Here is a 25,518-nt window from a genome sequence, read left to right on the forward strand (position 1 = left end):
CAAGCCTAAACCTAATGAAAACCTAAACCCCGCCCTAAAACGAAGCCCAGAAACGCCACCAACGTATCCCTTCCCAGCCTATTCAATTGTCAAATAACAGTAGCAACTTTTGCCTTGACTAGAAGCCGACATAAAAGGCATCGTCTCCGATGCCTTGGTGCCGTCCGCGTCGTCTCAGCGTGGAGCGGCTTCTACGCCTGAGTGACCCAGGCTGTCAACGCAGGTTCACAAACTTTCAAACCACCGCAAACCGCCGCTTTTCCCGTCACCTCGCCGCCAAACCCGCGGAAAGCCTGGTTTTTTGCATCGCAGCATTTCCGCTATGCTGGGAGCGCATGCCGTCCCAATCCCCTGCCGGCACACCCCAATAACCCGCGCAAACCCTAAGCCTGGGGCCGTTCCAACCGCCCTGTGAGATTTTTTTTCAGAAATTTTTCAGGCCGGTTGCGTCCCCGCCGCTAACCCGCGCCGCACCCAGACGAATCACCGCGCAAACCCAGCGATTCCCCCAGAGGGCGCCAAGCCCCCCGGGGAGAATCGCCTCTACGCGGCTTCGGCCAGATGCCCCGCGATCACCAGCCCGGCATCCGAGGCGCTCACCTGCACGCTCTCGCCATCCTTCACCGCCCCCTCCAGAATCAGCCCGGCCAGCGGATTCTGCAGGTTGCGCTGGATCACCCGTTTCAACGGCCTCGCCCCATACACCGGGTCATACCCCGCCTGCGCCAGCCAGTCGCGCGCGCCCTGGTCCAGCGTAATGCGAATGTTGCGGTCCGCCAGCAGCCCTTCCAGGTGCCGCAGCTGGATGGTCACGATCGTCCCCATATCCGCCCGCTGCAAACGCCGGAACAGCACGATCTCGTCCAGACGGTTCAAAAACTCTGGCCGGAAATGCTCGCGCACCCGCCCCATCACGGCCGCCTCGGCCATGCGCACATCCTCGCCCTCGTGCTGCGCCGCCAAAATATCCGAGCCGAGGTTGGAGGTCAGCACGATGATCGTATTACGGAAATCCACCGTCCGCCCCTGCCCATCGGTCAGCCGCCCGTCATCGAGCACCTGGAGCAGAATGTTGAACACATCCTCATGCGCCTTCTCAACCTCGTCGAAGAGAATCACCTGGTAAGGCCGGCGCCGCACCGCCTCGGTCAGCACACCACCCTCATCGTAGCCCACATAGCCCGGCGGCGCGCCGATCAGGCGTGAGACCGCATGCTTCTCCATGAACTCGCTCATATCGAAGCGCACCATCGCCCGCTCATCATCGAAGAGAAACTCCGCCAGCGCCTTGGTCAACTCGGTCTTGCCCACGCCCGTCGGCCCCAGGAACAAAAAGCTGCCAATCGGCCGCCCCGGGTCCTGCAACCCCGCCCTGGCCCGGCGCACGGCGTTAGAGACCGCGACCAGCGCCGTCTCCTGCCCCACCACGCGCTGGCGCAGGCTGTCCTCCATCTTCAGCAGCTTGATCCGCTCGCCTTCCAGCATCTTCTCCACCGGCACCCCGGTCCAGCGCGAAACAACCGCGGCAATCGCCTCTTCCGTCACCGCGTCATCCACCAGCCGCTCTTCGCTCTTGGCCGCCAGTTGCTTCTCCAGCGCCGGGATCTCGCCGTACAAAAGCTCCGATGCCCGGGCCAGATTCCCCTTGCGCTGCGCCAGTTCCACCTCATTGCGCGCCTGGTCCAGCTGCTCCTTCAGCCTTTGCGTCGCGTTCAGCTGGTCCTTCTCCGCCTTCCACGCGGCGCTCAGCGTGGCGGATTTCTCCTCCAGCGCCGCCAGCTCGTGTTCCAGTTTTTCCAACCGCTCGCGGGAGGCCGAGTCGCTTTCCTTCTTCAGCGCCACCCGCTCGATCTTTAACTGCACCAGCCTACGGTCCAGCTCATCCAGCTCCTCGGGCTTGCTGTCCACCTGCATGCGCAGCCGCGAGCCCGCCTCATCCATCAGGTCAATCGCCTTATCGGGCAAAAACCGGTCGGTGATATAGCGGTTGGAGAGCGTGGCCGCCGCCACCAGCGCCGCGTCGGAGATCCGCACCCCATGGTGCAGCTCATATTTCTCCTTAATCCCGCGCAGAATCGAGATCGTATCCTCCACGCTCGGCTCCTCCACGAACACCGGCTGAAACCGCCGCGCCAGCGCCGCATCCTTCTCCACATGCTTGCGATATTCATCGAGCGTGGTCGCCCCCACGCAATGCAGCGCGCCGCGCGCCAGCTCCGGCTTCAGCAGGTTGGAGGCGTCCATCGCCCCATCGCCCTTGCCAGCACCTATCAGCGTGTGCATCTCATCGATGAACAAAATCACCTCGCCCTGCGCGCTCTCAATCTCCTTGAGCACCGCCTTCAGCCGTTCCTCAAACTCGCCGCGATACTTGGCCCCGGCCACCAGCGCGCCCAAATCCAGCGACAACACACGTTTGTTGCGCAGGCTCTCCGGCACATCCCCGTTCACAATGCGCAGCGCCAGCCCTTCCACAATCGCGGTCTTGCCCACACCCGGCTCGCCGATCAGCACCGGATTGTTCTTCGTCCGCCGCGCCAGAACCTGTATCGTACGGCGGATCTCCTCATCGCGGCCGATCACCGGGTCCAGCTTCTGGTCGCGCGCCAGCTGCGTCACATCGCGGGCATATTTCTTCAGCGCGTCAAACTGCTGCTCCGCCGTGGCGCTATCCACCTTGCGCCCCTTGCGCACCTCGGCCACCACGCGCTCCAGCGCCTGCGCACTCGCCCCCGCGGCCTTCAACGCGCGCCCCGCAGGCGTATCGCTCGCCGCCAGCGCGATCAACAACCGGTCCTGCGCCACGAATTCATCACCCGCCTTGGTTGCCGCCTGCTGCGCCGCGTCGAGCACGCGCACCATATCGGGCGTAATGCCGGGTTGTCCGGCGCCTGCCCCCTGCACCTTGGGAATTTTCGTAACCGCCAGATCCACCGCCTGCTTCGCCGCCTGGGCATCGCCCCCGGCCATACGGATCAACCCGCTCGCCGCGCCTTCCTCATCATCCAAAAACGCCTTCAACAAATGCTCGGGCGTAATCTGCTGGTTATATTCGCGCATCGCGATCGTCTGCGCCGCCTGCACGAACCCGCGCGCACGTTCGGTGAATTTCTCAAAATCCATAATTTTTGCTCCTACGCAAACATTCGTCCCTCAAAAGGCAACCGGATCACTGTCCCTCAATAGGCAACAGCAACTTGCCAAATCCATATTGGCACCGCCATGATCCAGCTCAAGAGGGGGGTCACCGTTGCACATCGAATCACTCTACCGCTACCCGGTCAAAGGCCTCCCGGCGGAGCCCCTGGCCAGCGCCGCCCTCACCCCCGGCCGCTGCATCCCGTGGGACCGCGCCTTCGCCCTCGCCCAGGGTGACGCGGCGCTAAACCCCGCAAACCCCGCCTGGGTCTCCAAAACCAATTTCATGTGCCTGCTGCGCAACGCCAGCATCGCACAGCTGCAAACCCGGTTTGACGAAACCGCCAGCCAGCTCGCCATCACCGCGCCCAACGGCCAGAACATCGCCGCCAACCCGCTCACGCCGGAGGGCCGCACCGCCCTAACCGCTTTCCTCACCGCCTGGCTCGGCACAGAATCGCGCACCGGCCCGCTCGGCCAGCGCCCCGCCTTCCATTATTTCGAATCCCACAGCTTCTGCGATCATCAAACCCAGGTCATCAGCCTCATCGGCCTCGGCTCGCTCAAAGCCCTGGAAGCCGCCGCCGCCGCCCCGCGCGGCAAACACCGCTTCCGCGCCAACATCTATATCGAGGAAATCGCCGCCTGGGCCGAATTCTCCTGGCTCGGCAAAACCCTGCAGATCGGCGAGGCCACCCTGCGTGTGCATGAACGCATCGGCCGCTGCGCCGCCACCACCGTCAACCCCTGCACCGCCATCCGTGACGCCAATCCCGTGCGCGAACTGCAAAAAAACTTCGGCCATACCGATCTTGGCGTCTACGCCGAAGTCCTCACCCCCGGGGTCATCCGCCCCGGCGACACCATCGCCTCGCTCTAACCCCGGCGGCGGATCAGCGGCCCAACCTGGCTCAAATAATCCTTCTTGCCGATGCTCACCCCATGATGGCGCAAAATCCCGTACGCCGTCACCACATGGAAATAAAAATTCGGCAGCGCCCAGGCCTGCAACAGCTGCAGCCCATCCATCGCGATCACCAGATCGCCCGGCAGATCGATGCTGACCTCCCTCGCCTCAGCCCCCTCGAATGCCGCCGCATCCACGCTCTTCAAAAAAGTGATGGTCGCGGCGATTCCTGCCTGCAAATCCTCCATCCCGGCCTCGGTAAAGCCAAATACCGGCACCGCCTGCCCGGTCAGCCGCAACACGCAGCTCTTGGCATGCTCGCAGGCAATCTGCACCTGCTGCTTCAAGGTAAACATATCCGGCGCCAGCCGCGCATTCACCAAATCCAGGTTTTTCTCCCGCCCACGCGCCGCGCCCTTGCCGAGAATTCCCGATAAGCTCTCCAGCACCGGCACAAAACTGCCCACCGACATGCCATACATTGAAATCGTCATTGCTCAGGCTCCCGCTTCTCTGTCTTATATATAGCCACTATACAGCCACACGCGGCATCCCCGCGCATCAACCCACGCCGAACCGCCGCCCCCGCAACCTGCCCGCAACGCGCTTGCGCAGCCCGCCGGCCCAGGCCACATCCGCCAGCCGCCGGTCCAGAAACCACAGCACGGCCTCCTCATCCGCCGAGCGGTCATGCACCCAATAGAGAATCGTCGCGGCCAGCACCGCCGCCAGCAACCCCCGCTTGGTATACCAGTTGAAATCCGCCGACTTGTCCCCCGCCGCATGCCACACCGCATCCGCCATGCCCGCGTTGATGCGCAGCCCCCGGAGCAAATTCCCCGGCAGGCTCAGCCAGGAGAGCGCACGCCGCACCGCCTCCTTGTTCCCGGCATTTTGCTCAAACCATATCGCGGCAACCGCCCGCACCCGCGCGGGCGTCCGGTAGGCGGCCAGGTCCGCCTGCGCCGCCGCCGTCTCCATGCGTACAAAGCTCCAGGCAAAAAACGCCTCGATCATCTCCCCCGCCCCGCCGGGAAACAGCAACGCCGCATCCTCCGGCGCCTCCCCCGCATCCGCCAGGGCGCGGCCAAGCGCCGTCACATTCCACCCGTCAAACGCCGCATGCCCCGGCAGCGCCTCCAGCACCCCCGCCATCTCCTCGCCAATCCGCATCACAAAACCTCCCCAGGAAGCGGCACCGGATTCCGGTCCATTTCCTCATTAAAGCCAAAATACCTGAAATCGCGCATCCGCATCGGATACATCACCCCGTCCAGATGGTCCGCCTCATGCTGCACCACCCGCGCCGCGAATCCCTCCAGCACCATATTTAGCGCCTCGCCCTCAACCCCCAGCCCGCTCAGCTGCACCTTTTTATAGCGCGGTACCGCGGCCCGCAGCCCGGGAATGGAGAGACACCCCTCCCAACCCAGCTCCATCTCCTTATCCAGCGGCGTCACCACCGGGTTGAACACCGCCGTCAGCGGCAGCGCCCCCCCGCTCCCCGCGCGGGACTCCGGCACATAAAAAACGAACAGCCGCACACTCGCGAACACCTGAGGCGCCGCCAGCCCCACGCCGCCAGCATCCTTCAGCGTCGCCACCATATCCGCGAGCAACCGGCGCCCCTCCGCCGCCCGCACGTCCTCAACCTCCGCCGCGCGGGCCAGCAACACGGGGTGCCCCATCCGGGCTATTTTCAAAATCGCCATGGCTGCATAAATGGTCTAGCAGAAATGATTTGGCTACCGGCAAATCTATGCTATAGCCGCCCCAATCTTCGCGGACACGGCCATCCCGGCCGCGTTTCGCCGTTTATTTTGGGCGTTTTTTAGGAGTTTTCGGCCAAGTGCAAGTTCTCGTTCGTGACAATAACGTCGACCAGGCGCTGAAGGCGCTCAAAAAGAAGCTTCAGCGCGAAGGCGTGTTCCGCGAGATGAAACTCCGCCGCCATTATGAGAAACCCTCCGAGCGCCGCGCCCGCGAAGCCGCCGAGGCTGTGCGCCGCGCCCGCAAGATGGAGCGCAAGCGCATCGAGCGCGAAGGCTTCTAAATCCCCTTTTTGCGGGAATCATCGCCCTGAAAACAGCCGGAAATCAGCGCCTTAGGCGCCGGTTTCCGGCTTTTCTGTTTCCAAATCCCGCCCTCCCGTCATTCTTACGCTGGCCACGATGAACGCCGCGCAGCTTTCCGCCCACCATTGCGCACCCGCCGCGATCAAATTCCCGGCGGTGCGTAGGCGCCTCTCTTTGCCATAAGCCCCCCGCGAAGCCAGACGGGCACCATGGCGACATCCACCGCAAACCAAATCATATCGTTGCTCCGTTTTGGCACAACGTCCCGTTTTGGCGCGGGCAGAGATGAGGCTGGTACACTTCGCATTCCAAAAACCCCGCGCAAATGGCCGTATGATTCATGGTACGGTAATTGCTTAATAGTATTTCATGCCTTCGCTAGAAAGGCTTGTCCAAGGTTTTAGGCGATTACAGAGGAAACAACGATGCTTGATGCCGCCACTAAATACGCTCTACGGCCTGGGTGCGGGCGTGCGGCCGCGTGAGGGCAGCCGCATTGGCCACGAAAATCATACGATAATCCGCGGCCATGACCAGCAGGCCAAAAACCTGCCCGCGGGCTGATCGCGAAGCTGACCGCAGAACACGCAAGGTGAAGATATAAATTATAAATATATCGATCAAAGAATAGGCCGGGCCAGCATTTTCTCAACCGGCCATGCGTGCGCGACGAAGCCAGCTGGAAACTTCGCCGCAAAACCAACCAAGAGCGTACCACAAAACAAACACATGCCGCCAAAACGGCGCATTTAAAATAATGAAGGGGACACAATCGGAATGACGAAAAAATCGAATTTTGCGCGCCGTCTGCTCGCCACCGCGGGCTGGGGCGTTTGCGCCGGCCTGCTCGCCACAAGCCTGCCGCGAAGCGCGCAGGCCGGCCAGGATGCCTACACACCCGTAACAGCCTCGATGCTGGACGGCGCGCAGTCCAATGATGGCTGGCTGATGTTCAACCGCGACTATAGCGGCCGCAACTACGCACCGTTCACGCAAATCACCCCACAGAACGTCGGCAAGCTCAGCGTCGCCTGGACCTCCGGCAAGATCGATATTCCGGACGGCTTCGAAGACACCCCCATCGTCAATGGGGATTACATGTTCGTCACCACGCCCAAGGACCACGTCATCGCCTATAATGCCGTGACCGGCGCCAAACTCTGGGAATATGACTACCAGGTTCCCGCCGCGGCCTATAAAACCGTCTGCTGTGACACCAACAATCGCGGCGTTGCGCTATCGGGCAATCTCGCGATCTTCGGCACGCTGGACAACCACGTCGTAGCGCTTAACGCGCAGACCGGCGCGGTGGTCTGGAATGTGTCGATTGAAGATCCTGGCATTGGTTACTCGATCTCCGAGGCGCCGCTGGTGGTCAACGGCAAGGTCATCATCGGCTCCGGCGGCGGCGAATACGGCGCCCGCGGCTTCATCCAGGCGCTTAACGCACAGACCGGCGCGAAACTCTGGAAGACCTACACCACCGCAGCCCCCAACCAGCCCGGCGGCGACACCTGGCCCGCCGGCGCCTACAAGACCGGCGGCGGCGCCCCCTGGATGACCGGCACTTACGATCCAGACACCAACACCCTGTTCTGGGGTGCGGGCAATCCCGGCCCGTGGCTCGCCACCATGCGCCCAGGCAAAAACCTCTATACCGACTCCCTGCTCGCCATCGATCCCGACACCGGCGCGCTGAAATGGTACTACCAGTACACCGCGAACGACACCTGGGACTATGACGGCGTGAACACCCCGATGCTCACCGACCTCACCTACAAGGGCAAAAACTACAAAGCGATCGTGGAAGCCAACCGCAACGGCTATTTCTACGCGATTAACCGGACAACCGGCAAACTCATCTATGCGAAGGTTTTCGTCCACGACACCTCGATCAAAGGCATCGTGAACGGCCAGGCCGTCGGCAACGACGCCGTGCGCCCCGCGCTGGACAAGACCATCTTCACCTGCCCCAGCTTCCTCGGTGGCAAGAACTGGTGGCCGGCCGCCGTCGATCCGGCGACCAACATGGCCTACGTCCCCACCCTGCACGCCTGCATGAGCATGACCGGCGTACCGGTAAGCTACGCCGCGGGTCTGCCCTTCCTGGGCGAGACCTTCAAGATGGAACCCGATCCAACCAGCCCGGGCGTGCTCGGCTCCTTCCAGGCGATCGACCTCTCCACCGGCAAACAGGTCTGGCAGAAGAAAACCGCCGCCCCCTGGGATGGCGGCGCCCTGGCGACGGCTGGCGGTGTCGTGTTCAGCGGCACGCCTAACGGTCATCTGCTCGCCTTCGACGGCAAGACCGGCAAAACGCTCTGGAAGAGCCCCGACCTCGGCTCGGGCATCATTGCAGCCCCGATCTCCTATGAGGTGAACGGCAAGCAGTATGTCGCGGTCTGGTCGGGTTGGGGCGGCGTGTGGCCAATCTGGTCCGGCAAGCTTGGCGCGCCGCTGGCGAAGGCGCCGCGTGGGGGGCAGCTTTATGTCTTCCAAGTCAACCAGTAACGCGATGTTCCCCCGGCCGCGCAAGCGGCCTGGGGTTATCGCCGCGGCCCTGTTGGCTGTGGTTGGACTCGGCTGTGCGGGGAAACCCGCACACGCTGCCCCGCTTCGGATGTGCCTCGACAAGGCAAACCCGATCTTCACAATCGACGAGGCCGTCGCCAACGCCGTCGCGGAAAATCAGCATGCCGCCGCCGATCTCGTCGTGCTGGACAGCTCCAAGGCCGATCGCTCGCAGTTCTCCGGCAAAGGGCTGCAAAAATACCTCCAGACTCTCACCGCGCGTTGCGATATCGTCATGGGCTTCCCGGTTGAAGCGGGGCACCCAACGCTGCCCGCCAACATGTCCGCAACCTTGCCTTATGTACGAACGGGATTTGTCACCGCCACCACCGGCGCGCCAGCCTCCAGCTTCTCCGCGATGGTCGCGGCGCATAAAACCATGGGCGTGGTGATGCTGACGGTGCCTTCAACGTATTTCACCGCACAGAATATGACGGCCGAACACGTCTATTACACAAACGCCGAACTCCTGAGCGCGCTGGACAACGGAGAGGTCAATGCCGCGCTGATCTGGCAGCCCTGGCTTAACCAACAATTAGCCAGCCATCCGCAAAATCTGCGTATGTCGCAAATTGGCCTGCCACATGCCGTGTGGAATATTGTTGGCCTGTATCCCGAAACCGCAAAAAACAGCGAAGCCGTGCGTACATTCAACCATGGAGTGGCATCTCTTGTGGCCAGCGGAAGATTGGCTAATATCATCAAACCTTACAACACTCCAACGCTCCATCAGTGAAAGTAAATCCATGAAGATATTGAATATAACAGGAGTTTCCGCCATGGCGTTGATCCTGTCGGCAATGGGTGCGGCCGCGGCGGCGCCGCCCGCCCTCTTCACAGCCGCCCAGGCCGCCTCAGGCGCCACCGTGTTCGCGCAGAATTGCGCGATGTGCCACGGCGCCGACCTGAAAGGTGGCGCCGGCCCCTCGCTTGTTGGGCAAAGCTTTGCGTCGGCCGCCAATAAATACACCATTGGCGCCATCTTCAGCGAAATTGCCGAACAGATGCCGGCTGGCCAGCCAGGCAGCCTGACTCATGATCAGTATACCGCGGCCCTGGCCTACATTCTGAGCAAGAACGGCTACCCGGCAGGCAGCACCGCGCTGGACTATAACGCGAGCCTTGGCTCATCTGTGCCGCTGGTTTCACAAGTTAAATAAGAAATTTGCAAATTGCATTGCAAATAGGCGGGGTAAATTCGCCCCGGCCTTAACCGAAGGAGGAAAAAATAATGTGGCGTAAACCTGTTATCACTGAAATCTGTGTCGGCGCTGAAATCAACAGCTATATCTCCGCCGGCAAGAAGTAAAAATCCAATGCCAAACCAAGTATCCTTGCGAGACTGCCTGTGTTTGTAAGGGTACTTGGCGCGGCAGCCGGCGGCGGCTTTCCACAATGGAACTGCCGATGCACCGGCTGCACACGCGCCCGCGCCGGCGACCCGGCGGTGAAGCCGCGTACCCAAGCCTCCCTGGCCGTGAGCGCTGATGCCCGGCGCTGGGTGTTATTGAACGCAAGCCCGGATCTGCCCGCGCAGCTACGCGCCGCCCCCGCGCTGAACCCCGATATTTCAGGCCCTGCACGTAATTCGCCGGTCCACGCCGTGGTGATCTCAGGAGGCGATATCGACTGCATCGCCGGGCTTCTCTCACTGCGCGAAGGCCACCCGTTCACCCTCTACGCCGATCCATTTGTGCAGAAAATTATCGATAATAACGAAGTTTTTTCGGTATTGAACCGGGATTTCGTGCGCTGCGCCCCCTTGAGCGCGCAGGGCGAGACGGAGCTGCGCGACGCGCAGAATCAGCCCCTTGGCCTATGGGTCGAAGCCTTCCCCGTTCCCGGCAAAATTCCGCTCTACCAGGAAGCCGGGAAAGACGCCGCAAACCTCGTCAACGATCAGGCGGTAATCGGACTTTCCCTGCGCGCCGCCTCTGGACGGAAGGTCTTTTTCATCCCCGGCTGCGCGCGCGTTACAGACAGCATAAGGCACCTCGTCAGCGGCGGGAATGTTCTGTTTTTCGATGGCACCCTCTGGGCCGATGACGAAATGATCACGGCGGGAATGGGCACGAAAACCGGCGCCCGCATGGGCCATATCAGCGTCTGCGGCCAGGACGGCAGCATTGCCGCCTTTGCCCAAACGCCGCTCGCCCGCAAAATATTCATCCACATCAACAATACGAACCCTATCTTGTGCGATGATTCCCAAGAAGCCGCCTTTGTGCGCGCCGCTGGATGGGAAATCGCCTTTGACGGCATGGAGGTAACGGTATGACAACAATAATGACGCACGGCGAACTGGAAACCGCATTGCGCGCAATCGGCGCCGCGCATTACCATAACCTGCACCCCTTTCACCGCCTGCTGCACTCCGGCGCGTTAAGCAAATCACAAGTCCAGGCCTGGGCGCTTAACCGCTACTACTACCAGAGCAGCATCCCGCAGAAAGACGCGATCGTCCTCGCCCGCCTGCCAGACACCGCCGCCCGGCGCGTCTGGCGCCAGCGGTTGGTGGACCATGACGGCGAACATGCCGGCGATGGCGGCATCGCCCGCTGGTTGCGCCTCGCGACAGGGGTGGGGCTCGATGCGGATTACGTCCAATCGAACCGCGGCATTCTCCCGATCACGCGCTTCGCTGTCGACGCCTATGTGCATTTTGTGCGAGACCGTTCACTGCTTGAAGCGGTGGCCTCCTCACTGACGGAGATGTTCTCCCCCACGATCATCGCCGAGCGCGTCGCCGGCATGTTAGCCAATTATGATTTTGTCTCCCCCGAGACCCTGGCCTATTTCAACGCCCGGCTGCACCAGGCCCCGCGAGATGCTGATTATGCCTTGGATTATGTAAAAACCCATGCCCGCACACGCGATGAGCAAGAACTGGTGCTTGCCGCGCTACGCTTCAAATGCGACGTACTGTGGGCACAGCTGGACGGGCTGTACGCGGCCTATGTCGCGCCCGGCCAAATTCCACATGGCGCTTTTCTGTACCAGGCGGACGAAATGGCGCTGGCGAGATGATGGTGGCTGCGGCCATTACGCGCGATTCAGTCCCCGTGCTGCGCCGTGGCGTACGCCGGCAGTTTGACCGTACACGCAATTGCGCCATTCTCATGGCGCCGGAGCGCGTGATTGTACTCGACGAAATTGCTGATGCCATCATCGAATCTTTCAAACCCGCCGCCACGGTGAGCGACATTGCCGCAGGCCTGGCAACGCGCTTTCGCGCCCCCGCACAGGAAATCGAGGAGGATGTGATCGCCTTCATCCGCGAACTGAACGATAAGGGTCTGATCGTATTATGAATGCCCGCCACCGCCCCGCCGCGCCGCTCGCTTTGATGGCGGAACTCACCCATCGCTGCCCGCTGCAATGCCCCTATTGCTCGAACCCGCTCGAACTTCTCAAAGTTGCGCAAGAGCGCGACACAGAATTCTGGTTGAATCTTATCGGCGAAGCCGCCGATCTTGGCGTGCTGCAAATTCATTTCTCAGGCGGCGAGCCAACCCTACGCCCGGATCTGGCGGCACTTATCGCGCACGCCACCGCACGCGGCATGTATGCCAATCTCATCACCTCGGCTGTATTGCTGAATGAAGATAAACTACAGGCCTTGGCCGATGCCGGTCTTGGCCATGTGCAGATCAGCATCCAGGGCGCGGACCCGGCGACGGCCGACCGTATCGGCAATTACAAAAACGGACATGCGAAAAAACTTGAAATTGCCCGCTTGGTGCCAAAGCTCGGCATGTCGTTGACAATCAACGCGGTCGTGCACCGGCAGAATCTTGATCAATTACCGGCGATGATCGGCCTTGCGGAGTCCCTCAGCGCGGATCGCCTCGAAGTCGCGCATGTGCAATACCACGGCTGGGCATTGCGCAACCGCGCAGCACTGATTCCAACACGCGAGGCGTTCGAGGCCGCGGATGCGATCGTCGCCGAGCGCCGCGCGGCGCTGCGCGGCAAAATGGTTATCGATTACGTCGTCCCGGACTATTACGCCGCAAAACCAAAAACATGCATGGGCGGCTGGGGCCAAAAACTGTTGAACGTAACGCCTGATGGCCGCGTCTTACCCTGCCACGCCGCGGATTCAATTCCCGGCTTGGAATTCGAGCGCGCCGGTCTTTCGCCTTTGAAAGAAATCTGGGAACAGGGCCGCGCCTTCGAGACGTTCCGCGGTACAGGCTGGATGCAGGAGCCTTGCGCCTCATGTGCCCTCAAGGAAGTCGACTGGGGCGGCTGCCGGTGCCAGGCGCTGTCTCTGGCTGGAAACGCCGCGGCGACAGACCCGGTTTGCCACCTCTCCCCCCGGCACGAGGAAATCCAACGCCTTGCAGAATCAGAATCGCGCGCGGATCATAGGGAGTTTATTTATCGCAGGCTGTAACACGAGGAGGCACAGGGGAGATACGGATTTGAAACAAAAAATAAAAACGAGACGGAAACAGAGAAGAAAATCGCCAGCTTTGCCTGCATATTTGTTTTTATTGATTTTTGCCGCCCCACTCGCACACGGCCAGACGCCCCCCTCCGCCGATCAAACCATCTATGTTCACACCTCACCTCTATCGGCCTCTGGCGTCAATATCAGAAAATTTCCACACCAGGTACAGGTTCTCCGCAGTCAGGACCTCACTCAAAACGGCGTTGCCAACGCAACACAAGCACTGAGTCAGCGCGCCGCCGGCGTTAACCTCGTCAACAGTCAGGCCAACCCTTATCAGCCCACCATCCTTTATCACGGCTTCGAGCTCTCCCCCATTCAAGGCACGCCAGCAGGCCTGAGCGTTTACATAAACGGCGCGCGGTTCAACACGCCCTTTGGGGATCTCGCAATCTGGTCCTTGCTCCCCAGCGAGGCGATCCACTCACTGAGCCTTGAGGACGGCAACCCTGTATTTGGCCTCAACGCCCTCGGCGGCGCGATCAACGTGATCATGAAAAACGGCTTTAACACCAGCGGCGGCCAGGTTGAATTATCCGGCGGCTCGTTTGACAAGCTGAACGCCAATCTCGAATACGGCAAACAGGTTGGCAACACCGCCGCTTATGTTGATCTGAACGAAACCCACGAGGCTGGATGGCGTAACGCCCAATCCTCCGATATTCAGAATTTTTACGGCGACATCGGCTGGCATGGCCCACATGCCGCTCTGCATTTCAACGCCACGCTGGCAAATTCGAACTTGAACGGCCCCGGCAGCGTACCAGTGCAACTCCTGGCAGCGGACCCCGCCGCGCAATTCACCGGGCCCAATAATATCACTGATAAATATGCAAAATTCAGCGCCACGCTGGATGACCAGCTCACCGCCAAAACATCGCTGCAAGCGGTTATATATTACGACAATCTCCGGGAAAATCTAACCAACGGCAACGGCGCGAACGATCAACCCTGCGGGCCTGGCGTCAATGCCGGATATTTGTGCCAGGGCGGCGCTGGCGGCAGCCTCAGCACGACGCTGGGCGGCGCGCCGATTCCAAATTTTCTACCCAACGCAAATGCCGCAGGCTATTACAGCTACGCGCAGTTGAACCTGAACACGACCAACACAAACGGCTATGGCGGTTCAGTCCAGTTCACCAACGCAAGCGCGATTTTTGGCCTCAAGAACAACCTCCTCGCTGGCCTCAGCTATGATGGCGGCTTCACGAATTATGGCGCGGCTGGCTATATCGGCGGCCTGACCAGTGTTTCAAGATTTTATTACACACCGTCCGGCATCCAAAGCCCCGGCTATCTGCTCGATGAACCCGGCACGGTGCCGGTCAACGTGGTCATTCGCAACGCCTATTATGGCGCCTTCATCTCGGACACACTGAACCTGACGCAAAAACTGGCGCTAACAGCAAGCGGGCGTTTCAATATCGCCAATATCGCCCTGCATGACCAGAACCCGCCCGACCCCAACGCCCCCGGCGGCGGCCTCACCGGACGGCATTATTACGATCATTTCAATCCCGCCATCGGCGCGACCTATGATGTCACGAACCTCCTCACCGTATACGGCAGTTATTCCGAAGCCAACGCCGTGCCCACTCCCGCCGAACTCTCCTGCGCCAGCCCGCAGGATTCGTGCAGCCTCGCGAATTTCATGTCCGGCGACCCCAATCTGAAACAAATCGTGACCCATACCTTCGAGGCCGGCGTGAAAGGTACCCTGGTCGGCCCTCTGGAATCAATCATCATCTATAACGCCGATTATTATCATACGATCACCAGCAACGATATCGAATTTCTGCAATCGCCATACAACCCTATCAGTTCCGGGTATTTCGGAAATATCGGTAATGTCTTGCGCACAGGCTTCGATGCCGGGGTACATATCGATTTCAACAAATGGCAAATCTATGGTGGATATTCCCGAATTGATGCGGCATACCGCAGCAACTTCATCGAACATTCAAGCAATCCGCAGGCAAATACCAACGGAGACATCACCGTCGTTCCAGGTGACCATCTCCCCGGAATCCCGCAAAACATCATCAAACTCGGCGCGGCATATCAGGCTACCCGGCGGTGGAACCTGGGAATTTCCTTTGCCGCGCAGACTTCAACCTATCTATACGGAGACCCGGCAAATCTCACCCCGCCCTTGCCGGGATATTTCGTCGTGAACCTCACCACCAGCTATAACATCTCATCCGCTCTTCAGTTTTTTGGCGGCATTGATAACGTAACGAACACAAAATACTATAATTACGGAACCTTCTCGCCTACGGGGCTGGCTGGCGGCGTCTATGTCGCCCAAGCTCCCAACTATTCCAATCCGCGCAGCTACAGCATCGCAGCCCCTGCCTCTGTCTACGCAGGAATGAAATACAACTTCTAAATCATGACGACTTCCGATTGACCCGCTTTACAGGTTAATTTGAAGTCATTGCACTCTAAAACCCCACCCTGGCCAAAAACGCCCTGGAAGCCGCAAGGTCTTCAAGGATCGATCCATTATTGCGCGGATCACGCTCCTGCTCGATCGTGATGTATCCAGCATATCCCAATTGCGTGAGCAGCGCGCGGATGCCCGCATAATCCACAATACCACGGCCGATCGGGCACATCACACCTTCCGCGCAGGCATCGAAGAAGCGTATCTTGCGCCCCATCACCTCCTTGAACTTCACACCGTCAATATCCTTGAAGTGCAGATAGTCCGTGCGCTCCCAATAGGTCCGTATCGTCGCGATAGGGTCCATCCCGGCATAGGTCAGGTGCCCTGTATCAAGGCACAACCCCGCCTCCTCGGCCGCAACATCCCCCGCGATCCGCTCAATCTCGTCCGCGAATTCGATATGCCCGCCCGCATGAGGATGAATAACCGCGCGCACCCCGAATTCATCGCGCGCCAGCGTGGCGATGGCACGAATATTGGCGGCCATGCCGGACCACGCGTGGCGGTCCAAACGGGGGGCGCGCTCCGCATGGCCCGCGGCATAGTCCCGCGCCTCGTGCCCCCAGTCCATCACGGTTAGATACGGCGCCGCAAACCGCTGACCGGGATGCGTTGCAGGCCTTGGCAACGCGGTGATCAACGCACATATCTCAGCCGTCTGCCGCAACAACACGGCGCGATTGGACGGATCGGCCAGATTATCAAAAATCGTTCCGGCCACAACGCTCAGCCCGCGGCGCATCAACGCCTCGGAAACACGCGCAACATCCAGCGGCAGGTAGCCGTAGGGCCCAAGCTCCACCCAAGCGAATCCGGCAGCCGCAGCCTCGTCGAGCACGCGCTCCCAAGCCGGCAAATGCGGGTTGCGCACATCGTCCACCCCCCAGCAGCAGGGCGCGGTCGTAATGGTGATGGGCGCGTTCATGCCGGGCCCCTTAACGGCTGATCGCCGCCTGGAGCGCGCTGATCGAGCTTTGGATGCCCGCCTCGACCGACATGGTCAGATCCTCCATTTCCAGGCTTACCCAGTCATTATAACCCAGCATGCGCACAACTGAGAAAAACTCCTTCCACCATTGCAAGTCATGCCCGGCGCCCACCGCGACATAATTCCACGCCCGGCGCACTGTATCCTCCACCGGCTTAGTTTCCAGAAGACCGTTGACCGCCGCCAGCCCGCGCTCAATCCGTGCATCTTTACCGTGAACATGATGAATCGCCGGGCCAAGAGCGCGCGCCGCTGCAATCGGATCAGCCCCCATCCAGAACAAATGGCTCGGGTCGAGATTCAGCCCCACTTTGGGGCCCACCGCATCCCGGAGCCGAAACAGCGTCTCGGGATTCCAAACCAGCATGGAGGAGAAATTCTCCAACGCGAATCTCTCGACGCCCGCTTCATCAGCAAGCCGCACCAACCCATGCCAATACGGAATCGCTACATCATTCCATTGGTAATCAAGCGCATCCTTCAAACTTGCCGGCCAGCTGACCGTATAGGTAATCCAGTTCGGGATGGTATCGCCCGGCGCGGCAGGAGGCAGACCGGACATCATCACAACCTTCTTCACGCCAAGCTCGCCCGCCAGGCGCAGCGTATCTTCCGTGTCCTTGCGGTGCTTCGCACCCAGCGCACCGGGATCAAGCGGATTTCCCGAGCAATTCAGCGCCGCGATGGAGAGTCCCCTCGCTTCGATCTCTTTCAGAAAAGAACGGCGCTTTCCCGCATCGCTCAACAGCTCCCCGGCGCGTACATGCGGCGCCGATGACCAGCCCCCGCCTGTCATCTCAATGCCCTCAACCCCGAGGGACACGCATTTATCAAGCATCTCCGTGAAGGAGAGTTCGCCCATGCAGTCAGTACAGATCGAAAGTTTCATGTTCAGCAATCCCGTTTCATGGCTCAAGTTTGCAGGTTATGCGAAATCAACCCACTGCGCGCCCGCCTCGGCTGAGCGCACGCACGCTTCAAGCCAGCGCACGCCATCGGTTCCGCCTTTAATTCCGGGATAGATCAACCTGGCGAGCATTGCCTCATCGCCACGGTTTTTCGCGTCAATCGCCTGCGCGATACGCAGATAGATATTGGCCCAGGATTCGCTCAGCCCTTCCGTATGCAGCGCGCCAAGCCGGTCGCTATCAAGCGAAATCGGGTCCAGATACGGCATGCCGTGATGCATCACCTGCCCTGGCTGGCCCTGTATTTCATAGGTCAACTCATTCGGCGCCGTCTCGCGCCAGATCAAGCTGGCCTTCGACCCAACGATGCGAATCGTCTGCGCCTCCATCGACCCCGCACAGACCGATGAGCACCACAGCCGGCCCACCGCTCCGTTATCATAGTGGAACAGAACATAGGCATTGTCTTCCAAGGGCGCGCGCGAGCGGATAAAGCTCTGCCGGTCACAAAGAAGTTTGGAAATCTTCATCTCCGGCAGAATCACCTGCGACATATAATAGGTATGGGTCGAGATATCGCCGAGCACGAACGTGGGGCCCGACGTTGCCGGATTGGTCCGCCATTTCTGCGCTTCCGAGGCATTCGCGTCATCGCCGGAATTGAAGCCGTGGACATAGGTTAAATCGACCATCCGCACCTCACCGATCACCCCTTGGGCAACCATCGCGCGCATCTGCAGCAGCATCGGATAAGCCGAATAACCGTAGGTCACACCAACAATCAGCCCGCGCGCCTCGGCAAGGCGCTCTATCTCCTCGCATTCACGAACCGTGAAGAACAAGGGCTTCTCGCAAATCACATGCAGCCCGGCTTCAAGGCAAGCCTTGGTAATCTCGTAATGGGTGTAATTGGGCGTGGCGACGGTCACAACCTCCACCCCATCCGCCCGCCCGGCTTCCTGGGCGATCATGCTCCGGTAATCCGCATAGCAGCGCTCCGCCTCAACGCCGATCTTCTCGCCAAAATCCCGGCCGCGCCCGGCATCAAGATCAAATGCGCCGCAAACCAGCCGGTACGCGGTATTGTCGCGCAGCGCGCCAAGACGATGCTTGTAGCCAACCTGCCCGGTCCGCCCGCCGCCAACCATGCCCCAACGCAGCGGGCGCTCGATCAATTTTTCTCCGTTCAACATGTGCAAAACCTTTTTATGATATGAATCCAGGGATGAAACCGCTTGAAAAACCGGCGCGGTCATTTCGGTTATTTTTTATATTGCTCGATATAGCGTTGAATTTCCTGCCGCATGAAGCGGCCTGACTGATCCGCCTTCTCTTCCCATGCAAAGACGCAAGCCGTCATGATTCCATCAAACCCGATCTCAGCCAGCGTGCCGAAGAAATCATCCCACGGCACCTCGCCCTGGCCGATGTTGAGGTGCTGATGCACCCGCGCGGCGGAGCCGGGGGGATTGACGATATAGCGCAGGCCGGAGCTGCCCTTGTGGTTGAACGTATCGCCAACATGCACATGCGCCAGCACATCGGCGCATTCGCGCAGCATCGTGCGGGTGTCGTCGCCAAAATAGAAAGTATGCGGCGCGCAATACAAAAATTTCACCCGTGGCGAATTGACAGTGCGGATGATATCCACCGCCGGCTGAAGGGTCTCCACCCAGTCCTCTGGATGCGGCTCGATATGGAGATTAACCCCCTCCCGCTCGAACACCGGCACAAGCTCTTCCATCGAGCGCCACCAGGCTTCCTCGCATGTTTCAACCATCGAGCCGGTATGGCAACAATAGCAGGACCCCTTGTCCGGATGCGGGCCGCGCCCGAATTCGGAGTTCATCGTGTCCACCTCAAGATCAACGGCAATCTGGATGGCGCGCCTCCAATGCCGCACAGCCGCCTGCCGCTCAGCCTCGTCATTCGAGGCCCAGCGGTACATCGGCAGCAGCGAGGCAATGCCAACCCCCGCCTCCTTCAGCGCCCGTTTAAAAGCCCTCACACGCTCGGGAAATACCCGCGGCGCCTTGAACCATTCCAGAAAATCTCCGCGCGGGGAGAGTTCCATCCAGTCATAGCCAAGCTCCTTCACCTTGAAAGGCAGCTCCTCCAGGCTGAGATGACGGTGCATGAAAGGGTCAAGCGCGATCTTCATAGGATTTCACCTTGTGGTTGAATACGTCATGCGTTCAGCGGTATCGCCATATTCGCGGGCCATTATGTATCTTTTTGGCCCGTAAAATGGAATTACAATCATGACTAAATGATATTTTTATGCCATTTTATATCAATCAAAAATGGCATGATTTCGAGGACCCCGATGAAACGTCCAACCGTCACCGATCTGGCGAATGCCGCCGGCCTCAGCGTCTCAACCGTCAACCGCCTGCTGCACGGTACAGGCGCCTTGCGGCCGGACACGGTCGAGCGGATTCTGAATGCCGCGCAATCAATTGGCTTCTACGGCCTGGGCATCCTGCGCGAACGCAAGCAAACCAACCTGCCCCAGCGCAAGCTTGGCTTTCTGCTGCAACAATCGCACCGCGCCATCAACCGGCTCTGGGCGGACGCCATTGTAACGGCCGCGGCCCGGCGGGTTGATACCCTCATCAAGCCGGTCATTGAATTCGAGGATGATCTCTCGCCAGAAGCGGTGGCCGGCCATTTGCTGGCGCTCGGGGAAGTCTGCGATGCCCTCGCCGTCGTCACCGCCGACCATCCGCTGATCAGCCAGGCGATCGACGAACTGCGCGCCCGCGACACGCCGGTTATCGCCTATATCACCGATCTTTCAGCCGCCAGCCGGGCCGCGTTCGTCGGCACGGATAATTGGAAGGCGGGCCGCACCGCCGCGTGGTTCATCAGCCAGATGGCCCACCGCCCCGGCAAGGTCTTTCCCTTCGTCGGCAGCCACCGCTACCAATGTCAGGATATCAGTGACGCCAGCTTCCGCTCATATATGCGCGAGCGCGCCCCTGCCTTCGTTGTTCACGAAACCCAACTGACCAACGAGGAACCCCAAATCGCTTTTGAAATCGTCCGGCGGCTAATCGCTGAAGAACCTGATCTGGTTGGAATTTTCGTCGCCGGCGGCGGCATCTCCGGCGTTCTGCGCGCGATGCGCGCGTTCGATGCCCCGCGCCGGCAGGACATAAAAATCGTCTGCCGGGATATCGGCCCGGAAGCACAAAAAGGGCTGGCAGAGGGCTTGATCACGGCAGCCGTCCCCCATTCATTAAAGCGAATGCCCGAGGAGTTGATCGAAGTCATGCTCGATCGAATCGAAGGCCGGGGGCAGACATCCATCCAGCAGCGCATTGTGCCATTTGATATCGTAACCCCCGAAAGCGCGTGGACCTAGTGGGACACGTCATTGAAAATGCCGTGTCCCACGAGCGTCATATTTAGCGCGCGCCGCCCACCAACCCGCGCGCAGTACCCTGCGTCATGAATGACGCAGGGTACTAGCTATTTGGTCCCGGAGAGTCATATCGCCCGCAAAAACGGCCCGTGGGATGTCACCCCAGCCGCTTGCGTAAAAACACTCGCCGGTTCCCCGCGGGATAATCCGCCAGCTCGCCAAAACTCTCGTACCCATGACGCAGATAAAACCGCAGCGCCGCCGGGTTCATCGTGTCCAGCCACACCCCGCCGCAGCCGCGCGCGCGCGCCTCATCCTGCGCGGCGGCGAGCAACTGCGCCCCCAGCCCGCGTCCGCGCATCGCCTCGGCCACAAATAATAATTCCACAAACAGCCAGCCATGCCCGCTGCGGCCCCAGAGCCCGCCTTGCACCGCATCGCACCCGTCACGCAAAAATACCCCCAGCGGCACCGCATCCGCCGGACCCAGCAAATTCTCATGAAACCCGGCCAGCCCAGCCACCAGCGCCGCGCGGGCCTGCGCCGGCGGGTCCGCGGTCACGCTCAGCCGCAGTTCAGCCATAAGCCGTCTCAAGCCCTACAAACTGCGCGCCTGCCGCCTGCAACGCCGCCAGCCCTTCGGCAATTCCCGCCCCGCTGGCCCGGCGCGGCTGGTTGATATGCCCTTCCGTCACATCCCCATCCTTCGCCGCCTCCAGCCGCCGCGCGACAATCTCCGGCGGTAATGAGGCACCCTGATCCGAGTTCAGCGAATACCCCGCCACCTTGAACCCCAGCGCCTCGATCACCGGAATCGCCGCCGGGCTATAAAGCCCCGCCGCCCCGCGGTACCACTGCGGCCGGCGGCCGGTCACTTTCTCCACAGCCGCCGCCCCGTCCAGCACCTCGGCCCGGATCGCCTCCACCGTCCCGGCTGGCGCCAGCCCATACACGCGCGCATCCCCCAATACCGGCGGCAGATGCCGCGCCCCATGATTCTCCAGCGTGAAGATATCCGGCCGGGCCAGAAAATACGCCAACCCCTCCGGGTTCCATCGCATCCACACCGCCGTCACAAAAATCGTGGCTGGTATCGCCTTCGCAACCAGCACATCAGCAATCCGCCGGTCAAACCACCCGGGGCACGCATCCAGGCTCACCGCCACCGTGCGTCCGCCGCCAGCACCCCGCACCCGCAAGGCGGGCTCCAGCAGCCCCGGCGGGCGCCCGCCTGCCAGCGCCGCGCGCCCCATCGTCAGCGCCAGCGCGCCGCCACAAAAAGCCCGCCGCGAAACCGCCCCGCAAACCTCACACATCGCAAACCACCCGCCGCCAAGCGCAAATGCCAGACACAGCCCTGGCCATTAAGCGTATGCCGCGTGTTTCACAACCGCGCGCTATTTTCCGATGATGGTAACCGCCGCCAGCCCCGGCGCGCCATAAACCTGGGTATATCCGGCCACCGGGTTGCCCGGCACCTGGCGCCCGCCCCCCTGGCCGCGCAGCTGAATCACATTCTCATAAACCTGCCGCAGTCCCGAGGCGCCAATCGGCTCGCCGCATGCCAGGCAACCACCATCGGTATTCACCGGCATCGGCCCGCCAATGCGCGTGGCGCCCGCTTGTATCAACGCCTCCTGCTCGCCATGCGCGCAAAAACCGTTCTCCGCCATATGCATGATCTCAGCACCCGATTCGGTATCCTGAAGCTGCAACACATTCATATCCCTGGGGCCCATCCCGGCCATCTCAAAAGCCGCCTTGGCCGCAAGCTCCGCCGGCGAAGGCCCGCGCTCAATATCCAGGCTGGGCGAGAACACCTCGAACGACCCCTTCACCCTGGTCCGCATCGCCGCCCCGCGCAGCCTTATCTGGTCGCGTCCCAGCTGGCGCGCGCGCGCCGGGCTGGCCAGGATCAGCGCCGCCCCCCCCTCCGAGGGCGAGCAGAACATGAACTTCGTCAGCGGATCATTCACCATCTGCGCGTTCAGAATGTCATCGAGCGCCACCGGCGCGCGCCGCCATGCATGCGGCGCATGCACCGCATTGGCGAACGCCTTCTCCGCCACCAGCCCCAGCGTGCGGCGGCTGATTCCGTGCAGCGCCATATAACGCTGGATCTTATTGGCGAAAAACTGCGTGGTGAGCATCATGCCCAGCTCGCCATACCAGTCAGGCAGCCCCATATCGGCCGGCGCGGGGTTGAAGGAACCGCGCGGATGCTTATCAAACCCCAGCACGAGCGCCAGATCGAACTCGCCGGACTTGATCGCCCAATACGCCGAAAGCAGCGCCGAGCCGCCGGTCGCGCACCCATTGGCGACATTGATGAACTGCACGCCCGTAAGCCCCAGCCGCGGCAGCGCCGCATCCGCGTCCCCGGCCGCAAAGGAGCCGCCAAAGGCGCATTGCACATCGCGCCACTCCACCCCCGCATCGGCCAGCGCCGCCCGCGCCGCGAACACGCCCTGGTCAAGCCCGGAAAGCTCATGCCGCCCAAACGGATGAATCCCCGCCCCGGCAATAAATACCTCGCTCATGCGCCCTCCGCCCGGAAGATGTAACAACTTTGCAAAACGCCATCGGCCCCGTGGTTGAAGGGCACAATCTCCAGCCGCATCAGAAGGCCCAGGCGCGGTTCAACCTCGCCGAACTCCAACCGCGCCTCCACAATCACCTCGCCCGGCAACTCCACATAACCAACCGCATAGGGCCGAAAACCGCGCTCATCCTCATCCCCCGCATAAGGCGGCGATTTCGGACGGAAACGCTGCACCGTCCAGCTCCACAACCGGCCATGCGGCGAGAGCGCCACCGGCTCATAAAATGCCCGCTCGCCGCCTTGCGGCAACGGAAACACCACCCCCCCGCCCTCACGCCGCCGCCCGCCCTGCAGGCGCGGGCCGTCCGGCGTCTCCACAAACAAATCCGGCGCAATCGCACGCATCAGCCAAGCCTCCGCACGGGATCGGTGCCGTCCCAGCCCACCGAGAGGCTCTTGATATAGGCGAAACTGTCCAAAATGCCCTGGCTCGGCTTCAGCACCTCCACCAGCGAACCGGGGCCGCCGCCGGTGTCGGCGTAAATCGCCTCCACCCCGCCCGCCATCGTCAGCTCCTGCACCACCGCCGCACCGGCCGCCGCCATGGCGGCGCGCGCGCGGCGCATATCCCCGGTGAGCAGGCACACATGGTGCAGCCCCTCGCGCCCCTCATCGCGCCAGCTTTTATAGATCGAGGGCACATCATTGTGCTGTGCGATGATCTCGATCTGCAAATCCCCCCAATAGCCAAGATAGAGAGAGAAATCGATGTCCGCCGGCACGCCCCTATAGGCGGCGGTCTCGGCCTGAATATGCTCCAGCAGCACAAACGGCCCGGCGCCCATGGTCTGCGTCCAGTATTTCAGCGCCGCGTCCACATCCCCGGGAACAAAAGCCAGCTGCATGACATCGCCAATACCGGCAATCATATTCCTGCGCATCCGTTCGCTTCCTTTTATACTTTTGTTGTGATTTTGTATAATCATAAAACCAAAACACGGGCAAGATATTCCATTCGCCTTGCATTAACTATTATATTATTATACTAAAATTGTATATATATTATCCGGAAATCGGGCACGCACAACAACCGGGAGAAACGAAGTGGATCTAGGATTAGCCGGCAAAAAAATCATCATCTCCGGCGGCAGCCGCGGCATCGGCCGCGCCATCGCTGAAACATTCGCGGCCGAGGGGGCGGATGTCGCCTTTTTCTCCCGCAACCCCGCGCAGGTTGAGGACACCCGCGCCGCCCTGGCCAAATTCGGCCATAAGGTGGTGGGCGATGTCCTGGATATGCAGGATATGGACGCTTACAAAGCCTGGCTGGTGAAGGCCGCGCAAGCCATGGGCGGCTGCGACATCTTCATCCACAACGCCAGCGCCTCCGGCTCGCAGGCCGCCACGGACTGGCAGAAATGCCTGGACGTGGACATTCTCGGCGGCGTGGCCGGGTGCGAAACGCTGGAGCCCTACCTCGCGGCTTCCGGCGCCGGCGCGGTGATCATCCTGTCCAGCACCGCCGCGGTTGAAACATTTTTCGTGCCCCAGGCGTTCAACGCGCTAAAGGCCGCCCTGCTCACCTATTCCAAGCAGCTCTCGCAGCATTGGGCGGCCAAGGGCATCCGCGTCAACGCCGTCTCGCCAGGCCCCGTCTCCTTCCCCACCGGCAACTGGCAGGCGCTGAAGGGCGTAATGCCCGAAGTCTACGAAGCCACCGAGAAAGCCATTCCGCTCGGGCGCATGGGCAAGCCGGAAGACGTGGCGCGGGCCGTGGTGTTCCTCGCCAGCCCCGCCGCGAGCTACATCACCGGCACCAACCTCATCATCGACGGCGGCTACACCAAGCGCGTGCAGTTCTAAGCCTGATCGCTTTAAGTGCGATCAAGCTCTGGCCATTTTTCTGAGGGCGATTCACGCTTTCGGCTCGCTCGGCTGAACGAACCTCAAACGATCGCACTCTAAGCCTTCCACCCCGGGCCGGCACCAGCCCGGGGTCCCGCTCACGCAAGCACGATGGACGCCGCCCTCCCGCCAGGGTAGGCAGGCCCGGACGCGCCGCTGCGGCGCAACATAACCGGCCACACTGGATTCGCGCATGAGCATCACCCACCCCC

At 61.1% G+C, this 25,518-nt stretch carries 27 protein-coding genes; 14 read left to right on the plus strand and 13 right to left on the minus strand.

Annotated elements, in window-relative coordinates:
- Positions 1-543: 543 nt before the first annotated feature.
- A complete protein-coding gene (gene clpB / locus HKL97_RS09350; RefSeq protein WP_291424669.1) occupies positions 544-3,123 on the minus strand; it encodes an ATP-dependent chaperone ClpB in 2,580 nt (859 codons plus the stop codon).
- A 127-nt stretch (positions 3,124-3,250) separates the two neighbouring features.
- Here clpB and HKL97_RS09355 point away from each other — a divergent pair, with 127 nt between their 5' ends.
- Positions 3,251-4,018 (plus strand): MOSC domain-containing protein, encoded by a 768-nt coding sequence (locus HKL97_RS09355; RefSeq protein ID WP_291424671.1) that lies wholly within the window; start codon positions 3,251-3,253, stop codon positions 4,016-4,018.
- On the opposite strand, the gene HKL97_RS09360 is transcribed toward HKL97_RS09355, so the two are convergent.
- The 3 genes from HKL97_RS09360 to HKL97_RS09370 all read right to left on the minus strand — a co-directional run bounded on the left by HKL97_RS09360 (position 4,015) and on the right by HKL97_RS09370 (position 5,757).
- Entirely contained in the window at positions 4,015-4,539 is a 525-nt protein-coding gene (locus tag HKL97_RS09360; RefSeq protein WP_291424673.1) for a DUF1993 family protein, read from the minus strand. The two genes, HKL97_RS09355 and HKL97_RS09360, sit on opposite strands and share 4 nt — an antisense overlap.
- Positions 4,540-4,606: 67 nt before the next feature.
- Positions 4,607-5,218, minus strand: coding sequence for a COQ9 family protein (locus HKL97_RS09365; protein ID WP_291424720.1), 612 nt, complete (start codon positions 5,216-5,218; stop codon positions 4,607-4,609).
- Positions 5,218-5,757 carry a peptide deformylase gene (locus tag HKL97_RS09370; protein WP_291424675.1) on the minus strand — a complete coding sequence of 180 codons (540 nt, stop codon included), beginning with the start codon at positions 5,755-5,757 and terminating at the stop codon, positions 5,218-5,220. Before HKL97_RS09370 ends, HKL97_RS09365 begins: the two co-directional genes overlap by 1 nt.
- Before the next feature lie 137 nt (positions 5,758-5,894).
- On the opposite strand from HKL97_RS09370, the gene rpsU reads away from it, so the two are divergent.
- The 11 genes from rpsU (at position 5,895) to HKL97_RS09420 (ending at position 15,536) form a co-directional block, all read left to right on the plus strand.
- The gene (gene rpsU / locus HKL97_RS09375) at positions 5,895-6,098 is read left to right on the plus strand and encodes a 30S ribosomal protein S21 (RefSeq protein WP_007421557.1); all 204 of its coding nucleotides are present in this window, start codon (positions 5,895-5,897) and stop codon (positions 6,096-6,098) included.
- Positions 6,099-6,552: 454 nt separating this feature from the next.
- Positions 6,553-6,684, plus strand: coding sequence for a hypothetical protein (locus HKL97_RS09380; protein ID WP_291424678.1), 132 nt, complete (start codon positions 6,553-6,555; stop codon positions 6,682-6,684).
- Positions 6,685-6,897: 213 nt separating this feature from the next.
- Entirely contained in the window at positions 6,898-8,631 is a 1,734-nt protein-coding gene (locus HKL97_RS09385) for a PQQ-dependent dehydrogenase, methanol/ethanol family (RefSeq protein WP_291424680.1), read from the plus strand.
- Complete coding sequence (locus HKL97_RS09390; protein ID WP_291424682.1) at positions 8,609-9,427, plus strand: transporter substrate-binding domain-containing protein; 819 nt, start codon at positions 8,609-8,611, stop codon at positions 9,425-9,427. The genes HKL97_RS09385 and HKL97_RS09390 overlap by 23 nt, the downstream gene beginning before the upstream one ends.
- Before the next feature lie 43 nt (positions 9,428-9,470).
- Positions 9,471-9,851 carry a c-type cytochrome gene (locus tag HKL97_RS09395; RefSeq protein WP_291424684.1) on the plus strand — a complete coding sequence of 127 codons (381 nt, stop codon included), beginning with the start codon at positions 9,471-9,473 and terminating at the stop codon, positions 9,849-9,851.
- 71 nt (positions 9,852-9,922) lie between these two features.
- Positions 9,923-10,000, plus strand: coding sequence for a pyrroloquinoline quinone precursor peptide PqqA (gene pqqA / locus HKL97_RS13685; protein ID WP_363238684.1), 78 nt, complete (start codon positions 9,923-9,925; stop codon positions 9,998-10,000).
- 39 nt (positions 10,001-10,039) lie between these two features.
- A complete protein-coding gene (gene pqqB / locus HKL97_RS09400; RefSeq protein ID WP_291424686.1) occupies positions 10,040-10,969 on the plus strand; it encodes a pyrroloquinoline quinone biosynthesis protein PqqB in 930 nt (309 codons plus the stop codon).
- Complete coding sequence (gene pqqC, locus HKL97_RS09405) at positions 10,966-11,718, plus strand: pyrroloquinoline-quinone synthase PqqC (RefSeq protein WP_291424689.1); 753 nt, start codon at positions 10,966-10,968, stop codon at positions 11,716-11,718. The genes pqqB and pqqC overlap by 4 nt, the downstream gene beginning before the upstream one ends.
- Positions 11,715-12,002, plus strand: a complete 288-nt coding sequence (gene pqqD / locus HKL97_RS09410) for a pyrroloquinoline quinone biosynthesis peptide chaperone PqqD (RefSeq protein WP_291424691.1) — start codon at positions 11,715-11,717, stop codon at positions 12,000-12,002. The genes pqqC and pqqD overlap by 4 nt, the downstream gene beginning before the upstream one ends.
- On the plus strand, positions 11,999-13,090 hold the full coding sequence (pqqE, locus tag HKL97_RS09415) for a pyrroloquinoline quinone biosynthesis protein PqqE (RefSeq protein WP_291424693.1): 1,092 nt from the start codon (positions 11,999-12,001) through the stop codon (positions 13,088-13,090). The genes pqqD and pqqE overlap by 4 nt, the downstream gene beginning before the upstream one ends.
- A 100-nt stretch (positions 13,091-13,190) precedes the next feature.
- On the plus strand, positions 13,191-15,536 hold the full coding sequence (locus HKL97_RS09420) for a TonB-dependent receptor (protein ID WP_291424695.1): 2,346 nt from the start codon (positions 13,191-13,193) through the stop codon (positions 15,534-15,536).
- Between the two features lie 55 nt (positions 15,537-15,591).
- On the opposite strand, the gene HKL97_RS09425 is transcribed toward HKL97_RS09420, so the two are convergent.
- The 4 genes from HKL97_RS09425 to HKL97_RS09440 form a co-directional block, all read right to left on the minus strand.
- On the minus strand, positions 15,592-16,521 hold the full coding sequence (locus HKL97_RS09425) for a sugar phosphate isomerase/epimerase (protein ID WP_291424697.1): 930 nt from the start codon (positions 16,519-16,521) through the stop codon (positions 15,592-15,594).
- A gap of 10 nt (positions 16,522-16,531) precedes the next feature.
- On the minus strand, positions 16,532-17,473 hold the full coding sequence (locus HKL97_RS09430; protein WP_291424700.1) for a sugar phosphate isomerase/epimerase: 942 nt from the start codon (positions 17,471-17,473) through the stop codon (positions 16,532-16,534).
- A 36-nt stretch (positions 17,474-17,509) separates the two neighbouring features.
- Positions 17,510-18,685, minus strand: coding sequence for a Gfo/Idh/MocA family protein (locus tag HKL97_RS09435; RefSeq protein WP_291424702.1), 1,176 nt, complete (start codon positions 18,683-18,685; stop codon positions 17,510-17,512).
- A 68-nt stretch (positions 18,686-18,753) separates the two neighbouring features.
- Positions 18,754-19,653, minus strand: a complete 900-nt coding sequence (locus tag HKL97_RS09440; protein WP_291424704.1) for a sugar phosphate isomerase/epimerase family protein — start codon at positions 19,651-19,653, stop codon at positions 18,754-18,756.
- A 165-nt stretch (positions 19,654-19,818) separates the two neighbouring features.
- On the opposite strand from HKL97_RS09440, the gene HKL97_RS09445 reads away from it, so the two are divergent.
- Positions 19,819-20,859 carry a substrate-binding domain-containing protein gene (locus tag HKL97_RS09445; protein WP_291424706.1) on the plus strand — a complete coding sequence of 347 codons (1,041 nt, stop codon included), beginning with the start codon at positions 19,819-19,821 and terminating at the stop codon, positions 20,857-20,859.
- Positions 20,860-21,016: 157 nt separating this feature from the next.
- Here HKL97_RS09445 and HKL97_RS09450 read toward each other — a convergent pair whose 3' ends face one another.
- The 5 genes from HKL97_RS09450 to HKL97_RS09470 all read right to left on the minus strand — a co-directional run bounded on the left by HKL97_RS09450 (position 21,017) and on the right by HKL97_RS09470 (position 24,342).
- The gene (locus HKL97_RS09450; RefSeq protein WP_291424708.1) at positions 21,017-21,442 is read right to left on the minus strand and encodes a GNAT family N-acetyltransferase; all 426 of its coding nucleotides are present in this window, start codon (positions 21,440-21,442) and stop codon (positions 21,017-21,019) included.
- Positions 21,435-22,175, minus strand: coding sequence for a polysaccharide deacetylase family protein (locus tag HKL97_RS09455; RefSeq protein WP_291424710.1), 741 nt, complete (start codon positions 22,173-22,175; stop codon positions 21,435-21,437). The genes HKL97_RS09450 and HKL97_RS09455 overlap by 8 nt, the downstream gene beginning before the upstream one ends.
- An 81-nt stretch (positions 22,176-22,256) precedes the next feature.
- Positions 22,257-23,399 (minus strand): thiolase family protein, encoded by a 1,143-nt coding sequence (locus tag HKL97_RS09460; protein WP_291424712.1) that lies wholly within the window; start codon positions 23,397-23,399, stop codon positions 22,257-22,259.
- The gene (locus HKL97_RS09465) at positions 23,396-23,806 is read right to left on the minus strand and encodes an OB-fold domain-containing protein (RefSeq protein WP_291424714.1); all 411 of its coding nucleotides are present in this window, start codon (positions 23,804-23,806) and stop codon (positions 23,396-23,398) included. Before HKL97_RS09465 ends, HKL97_RS09460 begins: the two co-directional genes overlap by 4 nt.
- A complete protein-coding gene (locus HKL97_RS09470; RefSeq protein WP_291424716.1) occupies positions 23,806-24,342 on the minus strand; it encodes a VOC family protein in 537 nt (178 codons plus the stop codon). Before HKL97_RS09470 ends, HKL97_RS09465 begins: the two co-directional genes overlap by 1 nt.
- A gap of 163 nt (positions 24,343-24,505) precedes the next feature.
- On the opposite strand from HKL97_RS09470, the gene HKL97_RS09475 reads away from it, so the two are divergent.
- Complete coding sequence (locus HKL97_RS09475) at positions 24,506-25,264, plus strand: SDR family NAD(P)-dependent oxidoreductase (RefSeq protein ID WP_291424718.1); 759 nt, start codon at positions 24,506-24,508, stop codon at positions 25,262-25,264.
- The last annotated feature ends 254 nt before the right edge of the window (positions 25,265-25,518 follow it).

Origin of the sequence: Acidocella sp. (assembly GCF_013044125.1) — a bacterium.
Taxonomy (GTDB): domain Bacteria; phylum Pseudomonadota; class Alphaproteobacteria; order Acetobacterales; family Acetobacteraceae; genus Acidocella.

What these genes read in the sequence shown, in the direction of transcription:
- HKL97_RS09380 (WP_291424678.1), top strand. Translation starts at nt 6,553, where the DNA reads ATGCCGCCACTAAATACGCTCTACGGCCTGGGTGCGGGCGTGCGGCCG.
- clpB (WP_291424669.1), bottom strand. Translation starts at nt 3,123, where the DNA reads ATGGATTTTGAGAAATTCACCGAACGTGCGCGCGGGTTCGTGCAGGCG.
- HKL97_RS09390 (WP_291424682.1), top strand. Translation starts at nt 8,609, where the DNA reads ATGTCTTCCAAGTCAACCAGTAACGCGATGTTCCCCCGGCCGCGCAAG.
- HKL97_RS09450 (WP_291424708.1), bottom strand. Translation starts at nt 21,442, where the DNA reads ATGGCTGAACTGCGGCTGAGCGTGACCGCGGACCCGCCGGCGCAGGCC.
- HKL97_RS09435 (WP_291424702.1), bottom strand. Translation starts at nt 18,685, where the DNA reads ATGTTGAACGGAGAAAAATTGATCGAGCGCCCGCTGCGTTGGGGCATG.
- HKL97_RS09470 (WP_291424716.1), bottom strand. Translation starts at nt 24,342, where the DNA reads ATGCGCAGGAATATGATTGCCGGTATTGGCGATGTCATGCAGCTGGCT.
- pqqE (WP_291424693.1), top strand. Translation starts at nt 11,999, where the DNA reads ATGAATGCCCGCCACCGCCCCGCCGCGCCGCTCGCTTTGATGGCGGAA.
- pqqC (WP_291424689.1), top strand. Translation starts at nt 10,966, where the DNA reads ATGACAACAATAATGACGCACGGCGAACTGGAAACCGCATTGCGCGCA.
- HKL97_RS09425 (WP_291424697.1), bottom strand. Translation starts at nt 16,521, where the DNA reads ATGAACGCGCCCATCACCATTACGACCGCGCCCTGCTGCTGGGGGGTG.
- pqqA (WP_363238684.1), top strand. Translation starts at nt 9,923, where the DNA reads ATGTGGCGTAAACCTGTTATCACTGAAATCTGTGTCGGCGCTGAAATC.
- HKL97_RS09440 (WP_291424704.1), bottom strand. Translation starts at nt 19,653, where the DNA reads ATGAAGATCGCGCTTGACCCTTTCATGCACCGTCATCTCAGCCTGGAG.
- HKL97_RS09430 (WP_291424700.1), bottom strand. Translation starts at nt 17,473, where the DNA reads ATGAAACTTTCGATCTGTACTGACTGCATGGGCGAACTCTCCTTCACG.
- HKL97_RS09465 (WP_291424714.1), bottom strand. Translation starts at nt 23,806, where the DNA reads ATGCGTGCGATTGCGCCGGATTTGTTTGTGGAGACGCCGGACGGCCCG.
- HKL97_RS09455 (WP_291424710.1), bottom strand. Translation starts at nt 22,175, where the DNA reads ATGTGTGAGGTTTGCGGGGCGGTTTCGCGGCGGGCTTTTTGTGGCGGC.
- HKL97_RS09445 (WP_291424706.1), top strand. Translation starts at nt 19,819, where the DNA reads ATGAAACGTCCAACCGTCACCGATCTGGCGAATGCCGCCGGCCTCAGC.
- HKL97_RS09360 (WP_291424673.1), bottom strand. Translation starts at nt 4,539, where the DNA reads ATGACGATTTCAATGTATGGCATGTCGGTGGGCAGTTTTGTGCCGGTG.
- HKL97_RS09365 (WP_291424720.1), bottom strand. Translation starts at nt 5,218, where the DNA reads ATGCGGATTGGCGAGGAGATGGCGGGGGTGCTGGAGGCGCTGCCGGGG.
- HKL97_RS09460 (WP_291424712.1), bottom strand. Translation starts at nt 23,399, where the DNA reads ATGAGCGAGGTATTTATTGCCGGGGCGGGGATTCATCCGTTTGGGCGG.
- HKL97_RS09395 (WP_291424684.1), top strand. Translation starts at nt 9,471, where the DNA reads ATGGCGTTGATCCTGTCGGCAATGGGTGCGGCCGCGGCGGCGCCGCCC.
- HKL97_RS09370 (WP_291424675.1), bottom strand. Translation starts at nt 5,757, where the DNA reads ATGGCGATTTTGAAAATAGCCCGGATGGGGCACCCCGTGTTGCTGGCC.
- HKL97_RS09385 (WP_291424680.1), top strand. Translation starts at nt 6,898, where the DNA reads ATGACGAAAAAATCGAATTTTGCGCGCCGTCTGCTCGCCACCGCGGGC.
- pqqD (WP_291424691.1), top strand. Translation starts at nt 11,715, where the DNA reads ATGATGGTGGCTGCGGCCATTACGCGCGATTCAGTCCCCGTGCTGCGC.